A 19822-nucleotide genomic window follows, 5' to 3' on the forward strand; every position below is an offset into this window, starting at 1 on the left:
CCGCGCCGTGGCCACCGCGCTGCTGTTCCTCGCCACCGCCCTGGCCGAGATCGGCGGCTGCTGGCTGGTGTGGGCCTGGCTGCGCGGCGGCCGCAGCGCCTGGCTGCTGCTGCCGGCGGCCGCGTCCCTGGCGCTGTTTGCCTGGCTGCTGACCCTGCACCCGACCGCCGCCGGGCGGGTGTATGCCGCCTACGGCGGGGTGTACGTGGCCGTGGCCCTGCTGTGGCTGTGGGCGGTGGACGGGGTGCGCCCGACCCGCTGGGACCTGCTGGGCGCGGTGCTGTGCCTGGCCGGCATGGCGGTGATCATGTTCGCCCCGCGCCAGCAGGGCTGAGCGCGCCTCAGCCGGCCGCGGCGGCGGCCGGGCCGTCGTAGAACATCAGGAAGGCCGCGCCGACGATCAGCACGAAGGCCGCGTAGTGGTTCCACTTCAGCGGCTGGCCGAGGAACCAGGCCGAGAAGCCGGCGAACACCACCAGGGTGATGATCTCCTGGATGGTCTTCAGCTGCACCACCGAGTACACCGAGCTGCCCAGGCGGTTGGCCGGCACCATCAGCATGTACTCGAAGAAGGCGATGCCCCAGCTCGCCAGCACCGCCAGCAGCAGCGGTGAGTGCTTGAACTTCAGGTGCCCGTACCAGGCGAAGGTCATGAACACGTTGCTGGCCAGCAGCATCAGCACCGGCAGCAGGTAGGCGGTCAGCGGGACAGGGGGCATGGCGCGGAATGCGGCGTGGAAAGGCGCGCAGCATACCCCGGCCGCGGCCGGGCGCGGCGGCTCAGGTCCCGCGCAGGGCCAGCGCCGGCGGGGTGCGCAGGATGCGGCGGGGGCCGGCCCAGCCGGCCAGCACCGCCAGCAGCACGCCGCCGGCCACGCCGGCCAGCAGCGGCGGCCAGGGCGGCGGCAGGGCCAGCTCGAACAGCTGCCGCGCCACCACCATGCCGATGGCCGCGGCGGCGCCGGCGGCCGGCAGCGCCGCCAGCAGGCCGAGCGCGGCGAACTCCACCAGCATGGCGCCGCGCAGCTGGCCGCGGCGCGCGCCAAGGGTGCGCAGCACCGCGCTGTCGTAGCGGCGCTCGGCGGCGGTGGCCTGCAGCGCGGCCAGCAGCACCAGCACGCCGGCGGCCAGGCTGAAGGCCATGACCAGCTGCACCGCCTGGGACACCCGCTCCATCACCTCGCGCACCCGCGCCAGGATGGCCTGGATGTCCAGCAGCGAGAGGTTGGGGTACTCGCGCATCAGCGGGGCCAGCCGTGCGGTCCGCCCCGGCGGCAGGTGGAAGCTGGAGACCAGGCTGTACGGTGCCTCGCCCACCGCGCCGGCGTTGAGCAGCAGGAAGAAGTTGACCCGGAAGGAGTCCCAGTCGGCCTTGCGCAGGCTGGTGACGGTGAAGGTGCGCTCCTGCTCGCCCAGCTGCAGGGTCAGGGTGTCGCCCGGGCCCACGCCGTAGCGGCGCGCCCAGCCTTCCTCCACCGAGGCCTCGGCCGCGGTGCTGTCGGGCGCCCAGAAGCGGCCCTCCAGCAGGGTGTTGGCCGGGGGGAAGGTGTGCCGCCAGGTGACGTTGACCGGCCGGTTGGCCTCGTCCGGGTCGCCGTTGCCGGCCTCCTGCACGCGCCGCGGCGGCTGGCCGTTGATCGCCAGCAGGCGGCCCGTGCCGAACGGCTGCAGGTCCGGGTCGGCCACGCCCAGGGCGCGCAGCCGCGCCTCCACCGCCTGCGCCTGGTCGCGCTGGATGTTGATCAGGAAATGGTTGGGCGTGTCCGCCGGCAGGCGCTGCCGCCACTGCGCCAGCAGCCCGGGGCCGATCACCGCCAGCAGCAGCAGCGCGCACAGCGACAGGGACAGGCCGACCAGCTGCGTCAGCACCAGCCCGCGGCGCCGGGTCAGCGCGGCCAGGCCCAGCCGCCAGGGGCCGCGCAGCCGGCGCTGCAGGCGCCGCACCAGGGCCAGCAGCAGCGCCCCGGCCATGGCGGTGGCCGCCGCCAGCACGGCCAGGCCGCCCAGCACCCACAGCGCCAGCTCCAGGTCGCCGCTGGCCCGCACCGCCAGGGCCAGGGTCGCCGCCAGCGCGGCCGGGGAGGCCGGGGCCGGGGCCGGACGCGGCCCGCCGTAGCCGCGGTTGAGCACGCGCATCGGCGGCCCGCCGCGCAGGCGCAGCAGTGGCGGCAGGCCGAAGCCGAACAGCAGCACCAGGCCGATGCCGGCTCCACCCAGCACCGGCGCGGCCTGCGGCAGCGGCAGCCGTGCCGGCAGCAGGCTGCCCATCAGTTCGACCAGGGCCAGCTGCGCCAGCACGCCCAGGCCGACGCCCAGCGCGCAGGCCGGCACGGCCAGCAGGAGCAGTTGCAGCGCCAGCGCGGCGAGGATGTCACGCTGGCGCGCGCCCAGGCAGCGCAGCACCGCGACCGTGTCGATGCGGCGGCGGGCGAAGCGGTTGCCGGCCAGGGCCATGGCCACGCCGGCCAGCAGCACCGCCATCAGCGCCGACAGCGCCAGGAAGCGGCCGGAGCGGTCGAACGCCGCGCGCAGGCCGCGCTGGGCGGCCTCCACGCCGACCAGGCGCAGGCCGTCCAGCCGCGGTTCCAGCCAGGCCCGCATCGCGGCGATGGCGGCCGGCTCGCCGGCGAACATCAGCCGGTACGCGGCGCGGCTGCCCGGGCCCAGCAGCCCGGCCGCATCCACGTCGTCGCGATGCACCAGCAGGGGCGGGGCCATCTGCAGCAGGTCGCCGGAGGCGTCCGGCTCGGCCACCAGCACACCGGTGATGCGCACCTGGCCGGCGCCCAGCTCGATGGTGTCGCCCACCGCCACGCCCAGCGCCTCGAGCAGGCGCGGGTCGGCATAGGCCTGGCCGCGGCCGGGAGCGGGTGCGGTTTCCGGGTGCAGGCCGGCGCGGTCGCGCGCCACCTTCAGCTCGCCGCGCAGCGGGTAGTGCCCGTCCACGCCGCGCACGGTGGCCATCTGGCTGGCCTGGCCGTGGAACAGCACGCTGGCGAAGGCCACGGAGCGCGCGCTGCGCAGGCCGCGCCGCGCCGCCTCGGCGGCGAATTCCGCCGGGGGTTCCACCCGGCCCTGCACGCCCAGGTCGCCGCCGATGATCTCGGCGGCGCTGCGTTCCAGCGCCAGGTTGACCCGGTCCACCAGGGTGCCGACCGCGGTCATCGCCGCCACGCCCAGCACCAGCGCGGCGGCCACGGTCAGCAGGTCGCCGCCGGCCAGCTCGCGGCGCAGCGCACGGACGGCGTGGCGTAGCGGGTTCATGCCGGGTCCCGCTCCTGCGCGTGCAGGCGGCCGCCGTCGAGGCGGAACACGCGCCGGCACTGCCGGGCCAGGGCCGGGTCGTGGGTCACCAGGACCAGGGTGGTGCCGTGGCGGCGGTTGAGCTCGAACAGCAGCGCGCTGACCTGGCGGCCGGTGGCCTGGTCCAGGTTGCCGGTGGGCTCGTCGGCGAACAGGATGCGCGGCCGGCCGACGAAGGCGCGGGCCAGGGCCACGCGCTGCTGCTCGCCGCCGGAGAGCTGGCGCGGATAGTGGCGGCGGCGCGCGCCCAGGCCCACCGCCTCCAGCGCCTCGCGCACCCGTGCCGGGTCCTCGCGCCCGGCCAGCTCCAGCGGCAGGGCCACGTTCTCCTCGGCGGTGAGCGAGGGCAGCAGGTGGAAGCCCTGGAACACGAAGCCGACCTCGCGCGCGCGCAGGGCGGCGCGGGCCTCCTCGTCCAGGGTCTCCAGGCGCTGCCCGGCCAGGGCGATGCTGCCGGCGCTGGGCAGGTCCAGGCCGGCCAGCAGGCCCAGCAGGGTGGTCTTGCCCGAGCCGGAGGCGCCGACGATGGCCACGCTCTCGCCCTCGGCCACGGCCAGGTCCACGCCGTCGAGGATGCGGATCACCCCCTCCGGTCCTTCCACGGACTTGGCCAGGCCCCGCACCTCGATGGCCGGGGTGGCTATGCTGGCGTTCGAAGCTGCACGTTCGATGGGAGACTCCAATGCCGATGGCGGGATTTCGTGGCGCATGGCAGGCTCGGATCCGCGGCTGGCTGCTGGCAGCCTGCCTGCTGGTCCCCGGCCTGGCCTGTGCCGAAGGTACGGTGCTGGTGCTGGGCGACAGCCTCAGTGCCGCCCACAACATACCGGCCGGGCAGGGCTGGGTCAGCCTGCTGGAGCAGCGCCTGCGCCGCGAGCTGCGCGATCCGCCGGCGGTGGTCAACGCCAGCATCAGTGGCGAGACCTCGGCCGGGGCGCTGGCGCGCCTGCCGGACCTGCTGCGGAAGCACCGGCCGACGGTGGTGGTGATCGCCCTGGGCGGCAACGACGCCCTGCGTGGGCTGCCGCCGGCGCAGCTGCGCGGCAACCTGGAGCGCATGGCCACCCTCAGCCGCCAGGCCGGGGCGCGGGTGCTGCTGCTCGGCATCGACGTGCCGCCCAACTACGGCCCGGCCTACCGCGAGCGCCTGCGCCGGACCTACGCCGAGGTGGCGCAGGCCCAGGGCGCGGCGCTGGTGCCGTTCATGCTGGAGGGGGTGGCCCTGGAGCCGGGGATGATGCAGGCCGACGGCCTGCACCCCACCGCCGCCGCGCAGCCGCGGGTGCTGGACAACGTCTGGCCGGCGCTGCGCCCGCTCCTGGCCCCCGCGACGGGCCGCGGCGGAGGCTGAGCAGCCTTCACATCGCCTCTACCGCCCCTGCGGCATGTTTCACAAAGCTGAAGACATGGAGGCTGGCATGCGCCAAGGCAAAGAGACTTCCGGACTGGTGCTGGTCGTCGAGGACAACCGCAACATTTCCGAGATGATCGGCGAGTACCTGGAAAGCCGCGGCTTCGAGGTCGACTACGCCGCCGACGGCCTGGACGGCTACCGGCTGGCGGCCGAGAACACCTACGACGCGGTGGTGCTGGACCTGATGCTGCCGCGCCTGGACGGCATCGAGGTCTGCCGCCGCCTGCGCACCGACGCGCGCAAGTCCACCCCCGTGCTGATGCTCACCGCCCGCGACACCCTGGACGACAAGCTCACCGGTCTGGGGCACGGCGCCGACGACTACCTGACCAAGCCGTTCGCCATCCAGGAGCTGGAGGCGCGCCTGCGCGCGCTGATCCGCCGCGAGCGCCGCCAGGTGGGTTCGGAGGTGCTGACCGTCGCTGACCTGGTGCTGGATCCGGTCAGCATGCGGGTGACCCGCGGCGGCGTGGAACTGCAGCTCTCGCCCATCGGCCTGAAGCTGCTGACCATCCTCATGCGCGAGTCCCCGCGCGTGGTCAGCCGCCAGGAGATCGAGCGCGAGATCTGGGGCAACAGCCTGCCGGATTCGGACACCCTGCGCAGCCACCTGTACAACCTGCGCAAGGTGATCGACAAGCCGTTCGACCGCCCGCTGCTGCACACCGTGCAGAGCGCGGGGTATCGTGTGGCCGACATCGCCCAGCCCGTGACCGCTTCCACCACTTCTTCCTGACGGCACGGGCGCGGGCATCAGGAACAAGGGGGGCGGGGGACCATGACGCACGCCGGACCGCGGTCGGGGCCGGCATCGTCCGCACTCACGGCGTGGCGATGCCGGGTGGCCTACAGTCAGCGGCCATCAGGTTAACCGCCCCCCCGGCCATGGCCCACGGTCTGCCCCGCAAGATCCGCATCGCCTTCATCGTGCAGATGGCGATGGCGAGCCTAGCGATCCTCCTCGCCTTCTACGTGGTGGCGCTGCTGTTCAAGTACAGCTTCGTCCAGGCCACCCTGCAGGAGGAGGCGCGGCACTACTGGTCGCTGTACGAGGCCTCGCCGGCCCAGCCGCCGCCCAACACCCATGTGGTGCGCGGCTACCTGGTCGAGCGCGGCTACTCCACGCTCAACCTGCCGCCGGCCCTGCGCGGGCTGGGGCCGGGCTTCCACGAGCTGGACGCCGAGGGCCAGATGGTCTGGGTGGACCAGCGCGAGGCCGGCACCCTGTACCTGGTGTTCCTGCGCGACCAGGCCATGCGCACCGCGGTCTGGTTCGCGGTGATCCCGGCGGTGGCCGCGCTGTTCACCATCTACGGCGCCACCTGGCTCACCTACCGCGCCTCCTCGCGCCTGGTTTCGCCGGTGGCCTGGCTGGCGCGCCACGTCTCGCGCTGGGACCCGCGCCAGCCGGACGTGGCGGCGCTGGCGCCGGACCGGCTGCCGGCCGACATCCAGGGCGAGGCCCGGCAGCTGGCCCGCGCCCTGCACGCGCTGGGCCAGCGCGTGGAGGCGCACGTGGCCCGCGAGCGCGACTTCACCCGCGACGCCAGCCACGAGCTGCGCACCCCGCTGACCGTGATCCGGGTGGCCTCGGACATCGCCCTGGCCGAGGCGGCCGAGCCGCGGGTGGTGCGCAGCCTGCAGCGCATCCAGCGCGCCGCCCGCGACATGGAGGCGGTGGTGGACGCCTTCCTGATCCTGGCCCGCGGCGAGGACGTCGAGCCGCAGAGCGAGTGGTTCGACGTGTGCGAGGTGGTCTACGGCGAGGCCGAGAACGCGCGCAGCATGCTCGGCGACAAGCCGGTGGAGCTGGCGGTGGAGGGCCGTGGCCAGCCGCGCCTGTTCGCCCCGCCGCGGGGGCTGCACGTGGTCCTGGGCAACCTGCTGCGCAATGCGGGCAGCTACACCGACCGCGGCCAGGTGCGGGTGGTGGTCGAGGACGGGGCGGTGGAGGTGAGCGACACCGGCATCGGCATGTCCGCCGACGAGCTGGCACACGCCTTCGAGCCGTTCTACCGGGGCGACCGGCCGCAGGGGCCGGGCCTGGGCCTGCCCATCGTGCGCCGCCTGTGCGACCGCTTCGGCTGGACCGTGCAGCTGGTCAGCAGCGTGGACGCCGGGACCACGGCCACGGTGCGCTTCCCGGACGCCCGTCCCCCGGACTGACCCGGTCCGCCCGCCGGCACCGGGCGTGTCAACCCGGGCCCGGCCCATGCGTTACATTGGACAGCTTTCCTTCCCTGTGCCCATCGCATGAGCCGACCCGCACGTCCGCAGTCCCGTCCCCGCCCGCGCCTGCCGCGCGCCCTGATCGCAGTGGTCGCCCTCGCCGTCATCGGCGGCGGCATCTGGTACTGGCAGCAGTACCGGGAGGCGCGCGGCGGGAGCGCGTACCGGACCGCGCCGGTCGAGCGGGGCAACATCCGCGTGGCCATCTCCTCCACCGGCACCCTCAGCGCCACCTCCACCGTCACCGTCGGCAGCCAGATCTCCGGCCAGGTGACCGAGGTGCTGGTGGACTTCAACGACCGGGTCAGCAAGGGCCAGGTCCTGGCCCGGATCGACCCCAAGACCTACGAGGCGCAGATCGAACAGGGCAACGCCCAGATCGCCGCCGCCCGCGCCTCGCTGCAGCAGGCCCGCGCGGCGCTGCGCAACGCCGAGCTGGACTGGCGCCGCAAGGCCGAGCTGGGCGAGCGCAAGCTGGTCTCCCAGGCCGACGTGGACCTGGCCCGCGCCGCCTACGAGCAGGCCCGCGCCCAGGTCGAGGCCACCGAGGCGCAGATCCGCCAGCAGACCGCCTCGACCCAGACCACCCGGGTCAACCTGGAGCGCACCGTGATCCGCTCGCCGGTGGATGGCGTGGTGCTGACTCGCAGCATCGAGCCCGGCCAGACCGTGGCCGCCAGCCTGCAGGCCCCGGAGCTGTTCACCATCGCCGAGGACCTGTCCAAGATGAAGATCGAGCTGTCGGTGGACGAGGCCGACATCGGCCAGGTCCAGCCCGGCCAGCGCGTGACCTTCACCGTGGACGCCTTCCCGGACCGCCAGTTCCGCGGCGAGGTGCAGCAGGTGCGCCTGGCGGCGACCAGCACCAACAACGTGGTGACCTACCCGGTGGTGGTGAGCGTGGACAACAGCGACGGCACCCTGCTGCCGGGCCTGACCGTCAACGCCGAGATCGAGGTCAGCCGCCGCGACGACGTGCTGAAGGTCTCCAACGCCGCGCTGCGCTACAAGCCCGCCGACCAGCCGGCCGACAACGCCTCGGCGCGCGGCCCGCGCGGCGCCGGCATGCTCGAGGACCTGGCCGCGTTCGTCGGCACCATGGAGCTGGCCCCGGTGCAGAAGGCCGCGTTCGAGACCGACCTGGCCGCCGCCCGCAGGCGCATGGAGGAGATGCGCAAGGCGATGGAGGCGGCGATGCAGGGCGCCCAGCGCGCCGGCGCCGGCGGCCCGCCGATGATGATGATGGGCGGCGCCCGCGCGCAGCAGCCCAGCGCCGGCGGACAGATGCGCCAGCGCATGCTCGAGCGCTTCCAGCAGGATTTCGCCGGCTTCTTCGCCACCCTGGACGAGGCGCAGCGCCAGGCGGTGGAGCGCGAGCTGGCCAACCTTGCCGGCGCGCGCCGGGTGACCGTCTACCGGCTGGAGAACAACCGGCCGGTCCCGGTGGTGGTCCGGGTCGGTGCCAGCGACGGCAGCAGCACCGAGATCGCCGGCGGCGTCAAGGAAGGCGACCTGCTGGTGACCGGCGAGCGGGCGGCCTCGCGATGAGCGCGCAGTCCCCGAAGGCGGCGGGCGCCGCGGTCACCCCGGTGATCGAGACCCGCGGCCTGCGCAAGGTGTACTCGCCGGGCACCGAGGCCGAGGTGGTGGCCCTGCGCGACGTGGACCTGACGGTCATGCCGGGCGAGTTCCTCGCCATCATGGGCCCCTCCGGCTCGGGCAAGTCCACGCTGATGAACCTGATCGGCTGCCTGGACACGCCCAGCGGCGGCCAGTACCTGTGCGACGGGGTGGACGTGTCCACCCTGGACGCCGAAGCGCTGGCGGTCCTGCGCCGGGAGAAGATCGGCTTCGTGTTCCAGGGCTTCCACCTGCTGCCGCGAATGACCGCGCTGGAGAACGGGGCCATGCCGCTGGGTTATGCCCGCGTGCCGCCGGCCGAGCGGCGCGAGCGCGCCCGCGCCGCGCTGGAGGCGGTGGGGCTGGGCGCGCGCCTGCACCACAGGCCCAACGAGCTGTCCGGCGGCCAGCAGCAGCGCGTGGCCATCGCCCGCGCGCTGATCAACGACCCCCCGGTGCTGCTGGCCGACGAGCCGACCGGCGCGCTGGACAGCCGCACGGGCGAGGAAATCCTGGCCCTGTTCAAGCGCCTGCGCGACGAGGGCCACACCGTGGTCCTGATCACCCATGACGCGCACGTGGCCGCGCACGCCGACCGCATCTGCGTGATGCGCGACGGCCAGCTGCACGAGGCCACCCACGAGGAGCTGAAGGCATGAGCTTCATGGACATCCTGCGCACGGCGGTGTTCGCCCTGCGCGGCAACTGGATGCGCAGCGCGCTGACTTCGCTGGGCGTGATCATCGGCATCGCCGCGGTGATCGTGATGGTGTCGGTCGGCCAGGGCACGCAGGCGGAGATCGAGCGCCAGCTGGCCGGCCTGGGCGCGCAGAAGCTGGACATCGGCCCGCAGGTGCAGCGCGCCATGGGCGGCGTGCGCATGAGCGCCAGCAGCTTCTTCACCCTCACCGAGGGCGACGCCGAGGCGATCCGCGAGGAGATCCCCGAGGTGGAGCTGGTGGCCGCCTCGCTGCGCGGCAGCAGCCAGATCGTCTACGCCGAGAACAACTGGTCCACGAGCTGGCAGGGCATCCAGCCGGACTTCCTGCAGATCAACGGCTGGCAGATCGCCAACGGTGCGGCCTTCGAGCCGCAGCACTTCAACGGCGACAAGGTGGTGCTGCTGGGCGAGACCGTGCGCCGCGAGCTGTTCGGCGCCGGCACCGGCATCGGCGAGACGGTGCGCATCGGCCGCACCAACTTCACCGTGGTCGGCACTCTCAAGCCCAAGGGCATGAGCGGCTTCGGCCGCGACCAGGACGACGTGGTGATGGTGCCGCTGGAGACCGCGCGCCGGCGCCTGATGGGCGCGATGGGCCTGCCACCGGGTGCGGTGATGGACATCTCGCTGACCGTGTCGCACCCGGACGACCTGGCCTACGTGCAGGGCGAGGTGGAGTCGCTGCTGCGCCAGCGCCACCGCATCGAGCCGGGCGCACCCGACGACTTCCAGGTGCGCAACGTCTCGCAGCTGGTGGCCACCCGCAACGAGACCACGCGGCAGATGTCCTGGCTGCTGGGCGCGGTGGCGACGATCTCGCTGATCGTCGGCGGCATCGGCATCATGAACATCATGCTGGTGTCGGTAACCGAACGCATCAAGGAGATCGGCCTGCGCCTGGCGGTGGGCGCCGGTCCTTCGGACGTGCGCCGGCAGTTCCTGGCCGAGGCCATGCTGCTGTCGCTGGGTGGCGGCGTGCTGGGCATCGTGTTCGGCATCGCCGGCGCGCTGCTGGTGGGCCACTTCAACACCGACCTGCCGATCCAGCTCAACGGCAAGGTCATCACCCTGGCCGCGGCGTTCTCGGTGGCCACCGGCCTGTTCTTCGGCTACTACCCGGCGCGCAAGGCCTCGCAGCTGGATCCGATCGAGGCGCTGCGGCAGTGAGCGGGCGCCGGCGGGCGCTCAGCCCGCCGGCATCACGTCGAAGGCCAGGCTGATGCGCGGCCGCGCGGTGCCCTGGAACGGCTCGGTGTGGTGGAAGAAGTAGGACGGGAAGAAGCAGAACCAGTCCGCCTTCGGCCCCACCGCGCAGGTGCGCGGCGCGGCCTTCACCGGCACGCTGGCCGGCGCCTGGCCGAAGGTGAGCGTGCCCACGCCCGGCGCCGGCGCATCACCGGTGTCCAGGTAGTACACGCCGCTGAGGCGGCCGGCCGGATGGATGTGCGGGGCCTGGCGCCCGCCGCAGTCCAGCACCGTGCACCAGGCCTGCAGCCGCCAGCGTGCGGGCAGGGTGCGCACCCAGGGGTGGTCACGCATGGCCGGGTCGGCGCGCAGCGCCTCCAGGCGCCGCTCCACCATGCCGCGCACCACCTCGCCGAAGCGGAAGAAGGGCGAGCCCGGCGACAGGTCCAGCATCGGGCTCTGCCGGCCGCCGAAGGTGGAGCGACCGGCCGGCTGCCACACCAGGCCCGGGTGGGCCAGCACCGCCTCGCGCAGCGCCTCGCGGTCCAGCGCCAGATCCTCCGGCCGCGGCACGTTCCACAGCAGCGTCGGGTAGTCGACCAGCCGGTCCACCTGCTCGCGCAGGCCCAGTTCGTTGGCGCACAGGTAGATGCCGGCCAGCGCGGTCTGGTCCGCGGGGTCGGCCTGCAGCGCCGCCAGCAGCGGCGCACGCGCCTCGCCGGCGCGGCCGGCGCCGAGCAGGGCCATGGCGTAGTCGGTCAGCGCGGCCGGGTCGCGCGGGGCGGCGCGCAGCACCGACTCGAACAGCGGCATGGCCTGGTCGAGGGCGCCCTGGCCGGACAGGGCGTTGGCCAGGCTGCGCCGCACCTGCAGGTGGCCGGGGGCCAGCTCCAGGGCGCGGCGCAGGTAGGGAATGGCCTCGCCATGGCGTTCCATGCGCAGCAGGACCATGCCCGCGTTGGCCCAGGACTCCGGCTTTTCCGGGCGCCGCCGCACCAGTTCGAGGAAGTCCTCCAGCGCCTCGCCCAGGCGCTCCTGGCCGGCCAGGGTCAGCGCGCGCTGGAAGCGGGCCGGGTCGGCGGCCGGGTCCAGCGCCAGCAGGCGGTCCAGGTCGGCCAGTGCGGCATCGTGCCGCTGCAGGGCCAGCAGCACGCTGGCGCGCAGGAAGCGCAGGTCGGCGCGGTCGGGTGCGGCGGTGACGGCCTCGTCCAGGCGGGGCAGCGCGCGGCCGACGTCGCCGGCGCGTGCGCAGGCCTCGACGTGTTCGTGCAGGGCGCGGATGTCGGTCATGGTGCCCGTGCCTCGGTGCGGGAAGCGGAAGCGGCCAGCCGTCCGGCCAGCGCCTCGATCGCGGCCGCGGTCCGGCGGGGGTCGAACAGCCCGGTCGCCGCCGCGGCCCGGCGCATGCGTGCGCGCAGCGCGTCCAGCCGCGCCGGGTCGTTGGCGAGGGCCGCCGCGCGTCCAATGTACTGGCCGGTGTCGGTGCAGACCAGTTCGTCCAGGCCGAGGAAACGGTTCACCGCCACCCCGAGCCGTGCCAGCGGGCGGTCGCCCTCGCGGCTGAGCAGCGGCAGGCCAGCGGCCACGGCGGACAGGGCGGTGGCGCCGGCCTGGTAGCGGAACGCGTCCAGGCACAGGTCGCAGCTGGCGGCGCGGTCGGCCTGCGCCTCGAACGGGACGTGGCCGAGCAGGTGCAGGCGCGCCGCATCGCCGCCCATCTCCTGCCAGGCGCGCAGGAAATGCGGACGGGCTTCCGCTGGCAGGTACACCGCCAGGTGCGCGCGCGGGGCCTGCTCCAGGATCCGGACCCAGGCCTGCACCAGCTCCGCGTCCAGCTTGTAGCTGTTGTTGAAGCTGGCCAGCAGCGGCACCCCTTCCGGCAGGCCGAAGCGCGCCCGGTCCGGGGTGCCGGAAGGCAGCGGGCCGCAGGGGAACAGCAGGCCGGGCAGGCGCAGCACCCGGTCCGACCACGGCCAGGGCGCGTCTTCCGGCTGCACGTGCCCGTCCAGCAGCAGGCCGTCCAGCCACGGCGCCTCGTGGCCGTCGATGAAGCCCAGCCAGCCCAGCTGCACCGGCGCCGGGCGCAGGGCCAGCACCTCCGGCCGCGCACCGGCGGTGGAGCCGCCCAGGTCGACCAGCACGTCCACCGCGTCCTCGCGGATGCGGCGGGCCACGGTTTCCGCCGGTACGCCCTGCAGGGCGTGGAAGACATCGAACTCGGCGGCCAGCGCGGCGGCCACCGGGGCGTCGTGGCGCCGCAGCGAATAGCCCAGCACCTCGACGCGGCGGCGGTCGTGCGCGGCGAACAGGCCGCGCAGCAGCAGGCCGACGGCGTGGCGGCCGAAGTCCGCGCCGATGTAGCCCAGGCGCAGGCGCGGCCCGTGGCCGGGTGGGCGGGGCGGCAGCGGCGCGGGCACGCGGCGCAGGATGCGCCGGACGTAATGCCGCACCGCCTCGCGCCGTGGCGCGGCGGCCAGCGGCAGGTGGGCCAGGGCGAACGGCTCGGGGCAGTCGTCCGGATCGCCCGGGCCCGCCTCCAGCAGCGCCGCCAGCCGCGCGGTGCTGGCCTGTGCGGCGGCGAAGTCGCAGAGCATGGCCTCCACGTGCGCCAGCCGCGCCAGGCAGTCGCGCCGCCGCGGGTACAGCGCGCACATGCGCGCGTACGCCTGCCGGGCCTGCTCCAGGCGGCCGGCGCGTTCGGCGCACAGCCCGATGTTCATGATCTCGCCCGGCTGGCTGCGCATGGCCCGGGCGTAGGCCTGCGCCGCCTCGTCCCAGCGGCCCTGGCGCTGCAGCACCTCGCCCAGGTAGTGCCAGGCCTCGTCCAGGCCCGGGGCCAGGGCCACGGCACGGCGCAGCGAGGCCTCGGCCGCATCGGCGCCCGACAGCGCCTCCAGGCGCCCGCGCAGCAGCCAGCCCAGCGGGTTGGCCGGCGCCGCCGCGGTGGCCGCGGCCGCGCTGGCCAGCGCCTCGGCGGGGTGGCCGGCGCGCTGGCGGGCCTGCGCCAGCACCAGCAGCAGGTCCGGATGGCCGGGGGCCAGGCGCAGGCCCTGTTCCGCCGTGGCGGCGGCCTGGTCGGGCCGGCCCGCCTGCAGCAGCGCCCCCGCGCAGTCATGCCAGGCCGAGGCGTCGTGCGGGTCGGCCTCCAGGGCGCGGCGGTAGGCGGCGATGGCGCGCGCCAGGTCGCCCTGCCGGTGCCAGTGCCGGGCCTGCGCCAGCTCAGCCACGCACCGCCTCCAGCGCCCAGCCGATCTTCGCCCCCGGCCGCTGCTCCAGCGGCGCGTGCCGGACCGCGTACCCGTGCGCGCGCAGGCGCACGGCCAGTGCCTCCAGGTCGGCGGCCGACAGCTGCGCGTCCTGCTGCTGGCGCAGGCGCAGGTCCTCGTCGGCCAGGTGGCGATGCAACCGCGCCAGCATGGCGTCGGCCTGCACGGGCACCTGCGCCGCCGCCTCCAGCGCGTTGCGGATCTGCGTGGCGGCGCTGCGCAGCACCTGCGCCTCGGGCAGGGCCTCGATCATGTCCATCAGCGCCTGCGCCGCCCGGTTGAATGCCAGGCGCTCGGCCTCGCCTTGCGGCGCCGGCGCGCCCGTGTGTCTGGCCCGGGCGGCGCGGTGCAGCACCGGCACCAGTGCGCGCGCGCGCTCGACCACCGGGCTGGCGCGCAGGAAGGCGCAGCCCTGGCGCTGCTGCGCGGAGACGCGGGCGATCACCGAATCGTCGCTGTGCACCACCAGCGCGATCCGTCCGCGTGGCGCGGCCACGCGCAGCATCTCCGCCAGCGCCGCCTCGCGCGGGGCGTATTCGAAGCCGAACTGCGAGCAGACCAGGTCCACCGTGCCGTCGCCGAAGGGCAGGGCGCAGGCCGAGGTGCGCGGGTGGAAGCGGACACCGGCGAACAGGCGCGCGCCGTCGGCCAGCGCGCGCGGCGGGTCGATGTCGGCGGTGTCCACGCCGTGCAGCTCCAGGGCGACGCCCCGCGCCTGCGCGCGTCCGCGCGCCAGCAGCAGCAGCGGCCCGTTGCCCGTGCCCAGGTCCACCACGCGCGCGCCGTCGCCGAGCGCGTCGAACTGGCGCTCCCAGAAGGCGCGGATGGGGCCGTCGTAGTTGCCCTGGATGCCGGTGGCGCAGGAGTGCAGCACCCCTGCCTGCCACAGGCGCGACCAGGGAGCGGCGGCCTCGTCCGGGATCATCCGCGCTCCGGGCCGGGGGTCTTCCAGCGGCACCAGGCGTTGAGCGCCACGATGATGCGCGGGCGCTGGCCGGCGTACGGGAAGACCTCGTGCAGCAGGTAGGACGGGAAGGCGATCAGCTGGCCGGCCTTGTGGTTGAGCTGCCAGCTGCCCAGGCGGTAGGGCACCTGCATGTTCTCGTTGCCCGGGTCGCGGTGCATGCTGGCCGCGGCGCGCGGGTCGTGGAAGCGCACCGCGCCGCTGTACGCGGGGCCGGGATCGCCCGGATCGACGCAGTAGATCGCCGACCAGCTGGCGTTGGGGTGGTCGTGCAGGCCCTGGAAGCCGTGGGTGCGGGTGACGTGGAACCAGGAGTGCATGTCCAGCTCCAGGTTCGCCATCTGCGCGTCGCTGTAGCGGTTCAGGCCCTGGATCAGCGTGTACAGCGCCTGGCGGATGAAGGCGAACAGCTCCTGCACCGCCGGTTCGGTGCGCCGGTGCAGGTGGAAGTTGCTCTCAAACAGGCCGTACTGGGTGTCGCGCTGGATCGGGTCGCGGTGGCGGTCGCCCTCGGCCTCCAGCGCGAGGAACAGCCCGGCCAGCTCGCGGTTGATGCGCTCGGCCCCGGGCAGGTGCGCCTCCATCAGCGGCACGGCGTACAGCGGGTGGATGGTGGCGCGGATGTCCTGTGGCGGCATGGGCTTGTCCCCTCGATCGGCACGCCGGGCATGATGCCACGCCAGGCGCCGGCCTCAGACCGTGATGCCCAGTGTGCGCAGGTGCGCGGCGGCCTCCGGCAGGAAGCGGCGCCAGGCACCGATGCTGCGGTCGTTGAGCGGGCTGCGCACCTGCGCCTCGCTGTAGGTGGCGATCTGTTCGCCGCGCCGCCAGAAGTCGAGCATGGCCGGCTCCCATTCCAGCCCGGCCGCCGCCAGCAGCGGGGCCAGGGTGCCCCTCGGGTCGGCCACCAGGTCCTCGTAGCGCAGGGTGAACACGCGCTCCGGTGCCGCTTCCCGCCAGTGCCGGGCCTGCTCCCGGATCTGCCCGGCGTAGGTGGCCAGGTCGGCAGGATCGTCGGCGTACAGGCAGCCGAACTCGAAGTCGCGCAGGTGGATGGACATGGCGCAGTCGGCCAGGTCGCGCTCCAGGTGCACGACCAGCGCGTCCGGGAACATGGCCAGGATCAGTCCAGCGTACTCGATGTTGGCCGGCAGCTTGTCCACCACCGCGCGCGCGCCGGCGGCCAGGTCGCCGGTGGCGGCGCGGTACCAGGCCTGGACGAAGGCGGCCAGCCGCGGGTCGGCGTCGTGCGGGTCGCGGCAGGCGGTGCCGGCGAGGCTGGGGACGAGGTTCTGCTCGCCCAGCCCGGCCACCTGCGGGTGCGAGCCCAGCATCCGCGTCAGCAGGGTGGTGCCGCTGCGTGGCAGGCCGACCACGAAGAGCGGGCGCGGCGCCGGGCCATCGCCGGCGGGCAGGGGGCGGCGCCGGCGGTCCAGCTCCATGCGCCGGGCCGAGGCGGCGGCGTCCCAGGGGCCCAGGCGCGCGCGCTTGAGCCGGTGCGCCTCGGCGGCCAGCAGGAAGGCGCGGCCGGGCGCCTGCGTGGCCTGGCAGGCGGCCAGCGCGAAGGCCGCCTTCTCGCGCACGTAAGGGTCGGGGCTGTCGCGGTACATGGCATCGACCCGGGCCAGCGCCTCCGCGGCCACGCGCCCGGGCCGTTCGAACTCCAGGTACTTCTGCCAGGCGTCCACCATCCCCGGATGCGCTTCCAGCAGGTGGCGGTAGCGGGCGCGCGCCTCCTCGTGCTCGCCCATCACCTGGGCGACCTGGGCGGCCAGCAGGGTCCAGGCCGGATCCACGCCGCGCTCGCGGTACGGCCAGTGGCGCGCCACCTCCCACACCGGGGCCGGGCGGTTGGACAGGAGCATGGACTGCGCCCAGGCGGCCAGCAGTTGCGGATCGTCCGGACGCAGGGCATGCAGGCGATCGAGCACGCGCAGGTGGGCGTAGCGGTCGACACGGACGGCCGGATGCCGCAGCAGGCCGAGCAGGTCCGCCGCGTCGGCGCCGGTGATCAGGGCTTCAAGCCTGGCGTCGGGGTGCGGGTGCCAGGCGACGGTGCTGCCCGCGGGCATCGAGCCTCCGAAAGCGTGTATGGGCGAATGTACGCACAAAAAAGGTGGCCCGCACGAGGCGGGCCACCCGGTTGCCACGTTTTCCGCCAGGATCAGAAGTTCTGCTCGTAGCGGATGTACGGGACGCGGCCGTACATGTTGTACAGCGAGTTGTCGTAGAACGGCGAGCCGTAGTTCACGTTGAACGGCGGCATCTTGTTGGCGACGTTGCGCACGCCCAGGGTGACGCGGCCGTTCCACGGCAGGGCCACGTTGACCTGCGCGTCAACGGTGGTCCACGACGGGATCGACGTGCCCGGGGTGCCGTCGCTGTGGTCGCCGATGTAGTTGGTGATCACGGCGGCGCCCCAGTCCCCGCGCTCCCAGGCCACGAACAGCTGGGCACGATCCTGCGGCAGGCCCAGGGTGCCAGCCTGCTCCAGGGTGTCGGCGGCGATCGGGGTGAAGTCGTCGGCCAGGATGTGGCTCCACACCAGCTTGGTGTTCATCCGGCCGGCCGCACCGATGTCGAAGCGGTAGGTCAGGTCCAGGTCCACGCCCTTGGTGCGCTGCATGGCGCCGTTGTCCACGGGCAGCAGGATGTTCTGGATCGGACCCGGCAGGATGGCGCCACCCGGAGCGACGACGTTCGGGCCGCGGGTCACGCCGTAGTTGGCACGGCCCTGCTCGCCGAAGGACAGCGCCAGCGCGCGCGGCACGGAGGCGATGATGTTCTCCAGCTTGATGTCGAAGTAGTCAACCGCGACCGACACGTTCTCGGTCGGGCTCCACACGAAGCCGGCGCCCCAGTTCGTCGCTTCTTCCGGCTTCAGGTCCGGGTTCGAGGTGACGGTGAACTGGTACTGGGCGTTGGTGCCGCAGGGATTGACCGGGTACGGCTGGTAGCTGGCGTTGCCCGAGCTGTTGCGGTACTGCGTCAGCGCCTGGCAGGCCACCGGGTCGCCGCCCGGCAGGTTGGCCGACGACAGCGGCGGGATCTCCAGGTTGGTGGTCGACGGGGCGCCGTACAGGTCACCCATGGTCGGGGCGCGGAAGCCCTTGCCCCACGAGCCGCGCAGCAGCAGCGACTCCAGCGGACGGAACTCCAGCGACACGCGCGGCGAGAACTTGCTGCCGACGTCGTTGTAGCTGTCGTAGCGGCCGGCCAGGGAGACGTTCAGGGTCTCCAGCAGCGGCAGCAGGCTCTCGAAGTACACCGCGTAGTTGGCGCGCTCGCCGCCCAGGCCGGCGCCGGCCGAACCGAACACGTTGCCCGCGGCGCTCTGCGAGTCGTACTGGAACGTCAGGCGGTCGTCGAAGTAGTCGAAGCCGAGCACGAAGCCCGACGGGCGGCCACCGATCTCGAACAGGTCGAAGCCGATGTTGCCGCCCACGTTGACGGTGCGCTGCTCGTTCTCCACGTACACGGTGTGGCCGATCTGCGGCGCGTACTCGGCCACGCTCGGGTGGTTCGGGTCGAACGGGTTGAAGTTGCCCGAGTCGATCGCCTGCTGCAGCGCCGAGGACAGGCCGTAGTTGTAGTTCACGCTGGACAGCGACACGCGGCCGTGGCCGGCGTACAGCTGCCAGGTGGAGCCGCCGAACCAGTCGTTCTGGCCTTCCAGGCCGAAGCTGTAGTCACGGTAGTAGTCGCGGCGCAGCGCGTCACGGGTGCCCAGCGGGGTGAAGCGGTAGTACAGGGTGCCGTCCACGCCGAACGGGTTGAACGGGTTGTCGGCGGCGATGGTCGGGAAGCTGTCCACCGGGGCCGCCGCGTACACGCCGAGGCTGCTGGTGTCGGTGGCGATGCCGCGGAAGAAGAACCGGGTGTTCTCGGTCAGCTCGTAGTTGGCGTTGACCAGCAGCGAGTCGCGCTTCAGCGAGGCCTCGTTGGCCGAGGTCATGTTGTGATGGAAGCGGCAGACCTGGCCGACGCGGATGCTGTTCGGGTACTGGTCGCAGTTCGGCGCGCCGACCAGGCCGGTTTCGCCGCTGTAGAAGTTGGCCGGGGCGTTGAACGCGCTCAGGAACGCGGAGGCCAGGCCGGGGGTCTCCGGGCTGAAGCCGTGCTTGGCGAGGATCGGCAGGATCTCGCGGTTGTACATCAGGTCACGCTCGGCGTGATCGATGACGAAGGTGACGTTGCCGCGGTCCGAGCTGATGCCACCGGAGATGCTGGCGTTGGAGGCATTGGGGCCCGGGCCGTCCGGGGCCTCGTGGCCGACGGTGACGTTCAGGCCCTCGTAGTCCTTGCGCAGGATCACGTTGACCACGCCGCCGATCGCGTCGGCGCCGTAGATCGCGCCCGCGCCCTCGCGCAGGATCTCGATGCGCTCGATGGCGGCGGTCGGGATCAGGTTGACGTTGGCCGCGGCGCCGTCGATCGAGGCCGACTTGGTCATGCGGCGGCCGTCCAGCAGCACCAGGGTGTAGTACGAACCCAGGCCGCGCATGCTGAAGGTGGCGTACGAGCCGGAGGCCGAGCCGGACGACTCACGCGCCGAGCCGTAGGAGTTGAAGACGTTGTTGCGCAGGAAGTCCGCGACGGACAGTTCGCCGGAGAGCTCGATCTCCTCGCGGGTGATGACGGTAACCGGGTTCGGGCCCTCGATTTCCGCACGCTTGATGCGCGAACCGGTCACTTCCACGCGGTCGAGGGTGGTCGCCTCCTGGGCGTAGGCGACGGTGGTGCCGCCGGCGCCCGCGAGAAGCGCGATCGCGATCGCGTCGCGCAGTTTGTGGGTCTTGCGATTCATCAGGTCTCTCCGAGTGAGAAATGAAGTAACGCCACAATCGTTTTTGTTTGCCTCCCCGCCATGCCGGAGGGGAGGGTGAGGCCGATACTAACGGGGAATATCCGGGAATTAAAGCCGCGTTAAGAGTTCAGGACAAACTTGTTCCTTCATGTTTCTGAATGAATACGCATGTGTATCCCTTGAAACAGTTTCCCTGGAACAAGTTTCGACGCTGATTCCCTATTCAGGAATCCCTATTCAGCTGAATGTGGTCGTGGATTCTCTTGATTTTGGTGCGAATGTCCCCGGGTGCGCACCAATATGGGGCGGCAGG

General features: G+C 73.3%; 16 protein-coding genes. 7 read left to right on the plus strand and 9 right to left on the minus strand.

Translation table 11 applies throughout. The features are described 5' to 3' along the window. Positions 1 to 7: 7 nt before the first annotated feature. The gene (locus CR938_RS00920; protein ID WP_162123200.1) at positions 8 to 334 is read left to right on the plus strand and encodes a YnfA family protein; all 327 of its coding nucleotides are present in this window, start codon (positions 8 to 10) and stop codon (positions 332 to 334) included. Between the two features lie 7 nt (positions 335 to 341). Here CR938_RS00920 and CR938_RS00925 read toward each other — a convergent pair whose 3' ends face one another. From CR938_RS00925 to CR938_RS00935, 3 genes are all read right to left on the minus strand, one after another. After that, positions 342 to 719 (minus strand): DMT family protein, encoded by a 378-nt coding sequence (locus tag CR938_RS00925; RefSeq protein ID WP_162123201.1) that lies wholly within the window; start codon positions 717 to 719, stop codon positions 342 to 344. 61 nt (positions 720 to 780) lie between these two features. Further along, complete coding sequence (locus CR938_RS00930; protein WP_162123202.1) at positions 781 to 3264, minus strand: ABC transporter permease; 2484 nt, start codon at positions 3262 to 3264, stop codon at positions 781 to 783. After that, positions 3261 to 3866 (minus strand): ABC transporter ATP-binding protein, encoded by a 606-nt coding sequence (locus CR938_RS00935; protein WP_343038547.1) that lies wholly within the window; start codon positions 3864 to 3866, stop codon positions 3261 to 3263. Before CR938_RS00935 ends, CR938_RS00930 begins: the two co-directional genes overlap by 4 nt. Positions 3867 to 3985: 119 nt before the next feature. Here CR938_RS00935 and CR938_RS00940 point away from each other — a divergent pair, with 119 nt between their 5' ends. The 6 genes from CR938_RS00940 to CR938_RS00965 all read left to right on the plus strand — a co-directional run bounded on the left by CR938_RS00940 (position 3986) and on the right by CR938_RS00965 (position 10454). After that, complete coding sequence (locus CR938_RS00940) at positions 3986 to 4654, plus strand: arylesterase (RefSeq protein WP_162123203.1); 669 nt, start codon at positions 3986 to 3988, stop codon at positions 4652 to 4654. A 67-nt stretch (positions 4655 to 4721) separates the two neighbouring features. Further along, the gene (locus CR938_RS00945; protein WP_162123204.1) at positions 4722 to 5453 is read left to right on the plus strand and encodes a response regulator transcription factor; all 732 of its coding nucleotides are present in this window, start codon (positions 4722 to 4724) and stop codon (positions 5451 to 5453) included. A 149-nt stretch (positions 5454 to 5602) separates the two neighbouring features. After that, complete coding sequence (locus tag CR938_RS00950; protein ID WP_162123205.1) at positions 5603 to 6883, plus strand: sensor histidine kinase; 1281 nt, start codon at positions 5603 to 5605, stop codon at positions 6881 to 6883. An 87-nt stretch (positions 6884 to 6970) separates the two neighbouring features. Continuing rightward, complete coding sequence (locus CR938_RS00955) at positions 6971 to 8494, plus strand: efflux RND transporter periplasmic adaptor subunit (protein ID WP_162123206.1); 1524 nt, start codon at positions 6971 to 6973, stop codon at positions 8492 to 8494. Beyond that, the gene (locus CR938_RS00960) at positions 8491 to 9225 is read left to right on the plus strand and encodes an ABC transporter ATP-binding protein (RefSeq protein WP_162123207.1); all 735 of its coding nucleotides are present in this window, start codon (positions 8491 to 8493) and stop codon (positions 9223 to 9225) included. Before CR938_RS00955 ends, CR938_RS00960 begins: the two co-directional genes overlap by 4 nt. Beyond that, positions 9222 to 10454: an ABC transporter permease gene (locus CR938_RS00965; protein WP_162123208.1), complete on the plus strand. Its 1233-nt coding sequence runs from the start codon at positions 9222 to 9224 to the stop codon at positions 10452 to 10454. The genes CR938_RS00960 and CR938_RS00965 overlap by 4 nt, the downstream gene beginning before the upstream one ends. Positions 10455 to 10472: 18 nt before the next feature. On the opposite strand, the gene CR938_RS00970 is transcribed toward CR938_RS00965, so the two are convergent. The 6 genes from CR938_RS00970 to CR938_RS00995 all read right to left on the minus strand — a co-directional run bounded on the left by CR938_RS00970 (position 10473) and on the right by CR938_RS00995 (position 19509). After that, on the minus strand, positions 10473 to 11762 hold the full coding sequence (locus CR938_RS00970) for a tetratricopeptide repeat protein (RefSeq protein ID WP_162123209.1): 1290 nt from the start codon (positions 11760 to 11762) through the stop codon (positions 10473 to 10475). Then, the gene (locus CR938_RS00975; protein WP_162123210.1) at positions 11759 to 13699 is read right to left on the minus strand and encodes an O-linked N-acetylglucosamine transferase, SPINDLY family protein; all 1941 of its coding nucleotides are present in this window, start codon (positions 13697 to 13699) and stop codon (positions 11759 to 11761) included. The genes CR938_RS00970 and CR938_RS00975 overlap by 4 nt, the downstream gene beginning before the upstream one ends. Further along, positions 13692 to 14663 carry a class I SAM-dependent methyltransferase gene (locus CR938_RS00980; RefSeq protein WP_162123211.1) on the minus strand — a complete coding sequence of 324 codons (972 nt, stop codon included), beginning with the start codon at positions 14661 to 14663 and terminating at the stop codon, positions 13692 to 13694. The genes CR938_RS00975 and CR938_RS00980 overlap by 8 nt, the downstream gene beginning before the upstream one ends. Next, a complete protein-coding gene (locus CR938_RS00985; RefSeq protein ID WP_162123212.1) occupies positions 14660 to 15340 on the minus strand; it encodes a putative 2OG-Fe(II) oxygenase in 681 nt (226 codons plus the stop codon). Before CR938_RS00985 ends, CR938_RS00980 begins: the two co-directional genes overlap by 4 nt. Before the next feature lie 54 nt (positions 15341 to 15394). Beyond that, positions 15395 to 16774, minus strand: a complete 1380-nt coding sequence (locus tag CR938_RS00990) for a tetratricopeptide repeat-containing sulfotransferase family protein (RefSeq protein ID WP_162123213.1) — start codon at positions 16772 to 16774, stop codon at positions 15395 to 15397. Between the two features lie 92 nt (positions 16775 to 16866). After that, positions 16867 to 19509 (minus strand): TonB-dependent receptor plug domain-containing protein, encoded by a 2643-nt coding sequence (locus tag CR938_RS00995; protein WP_162123214.1) that lies wholly within the window; start codon positions 19507 to 19509, stop codon positions 16867 to 16869. Positions 19510 to 19822 lie beyond the last annotated feature (313 nt).

Source organism: Pseudoxanthomonas taiwanensis (assembly GCF_010093135.1).
GTDB classification, from domain to species: Bacteria; Pseudomonadota; Gammaproteobacteria; order Xanthomonadales; family Xanthomonadaceae; genus Pseudoxanthomonas; species Pseudoxanthomonas taiwanensis.

Bases quoted from the DNA above. Each gene is read 5' to 3' on its own strand.
- CR938_RS00925 (WP_162123201.1), bottom strand. From the start codon at position 719: ATGCCCCCTGTCCCGCTGACCGCCTACCTGCTGCCGGTGCTGATGCTG.
- CR938_RS00930 (WP_162123202.1), bottom strand. From the start codon at position 3,264: ATGAACCCGCTACGCCACGCCGTCCGTGCGCTGCGCCGCGAGCTGGCC.
- CR938_RS00940 (WP_162123203.1), top strand. From the start codon at position 3,986: ATGCCGATGGCGGGATTTCGTGGCGCATGGCAGGCTCGGATCCGCGGC.
- CR938_RS00945 (WP_162123204.1), top strand. From the start codon at position 4,722: ATGCGCCAAGGCAAAGAGACTTCCGGACTGGTGCTGGTCGTCGAGGAC.
- CR938_RS00950 (WP_162123205.1), top strand. From the start codon at position 5,603: ATGGCCCACGGTCTGCCCCGCAAGATCCGCATCGCCTTCATCGTGCAG.
- CR938_RS00955 (WP_162123206.1), top strand. From the start codon at position 6,971: ATGAGCCGACCCGCACGTCCGCAGTCCCGTCCCCGCCCGCGCCTGCCG.
- CR938_RS00960 (WP_162123207.1), top strand. From the start codon at position 8,491: ATGAGCGCGCAGTCCCCGAAGGCGGCGGGCGCCGCGGTCACCCCGGTG.
- CR938_RS00965 (WP_162123208.1), top strand. From the start codon at position 9,222: ATGAGCTTCATGGACATCCTGCGCACGGCGGTGTTCGCCCTGCGCGGC.
- CR938_RS00970 (WP_162123209.1), bottom strand. From the start codon at position 11,762: ATGACCGACATCCGCGCCCTGCACGAACACGTCGAGGCCTGCGCACGC.
- CR938_RS00980 (WP_162123211.1), bottom strand. From the start codon at position 14,663: ATGATCCCGGACGAGGCCGCCGCTCCCTGGTCGCGCCTGTGGCAGGCA.
- CR938_RS00985 (WP_162123212.1), bottom strand. From the start codon at position 15,340: ATGCCGCCACAGGACATCCGCGCCACCATCCACCCGCTGTACGCCGTG.
- CR938_RS00990 (WP_162123213.1), bottom strand. From the start codon at position 16,774: ATGCCCGCGGGCAGCACCGTCGCCTGGCACCCGCACCCCGACGCCAGG.
- CR938_RS00995 (WP_162123214.1), bottom strand. From the start codon at position 19,509: ATGAATCGCAAGACCCACAAACTGCGCGACGCGATCGCGATCGCGCTT.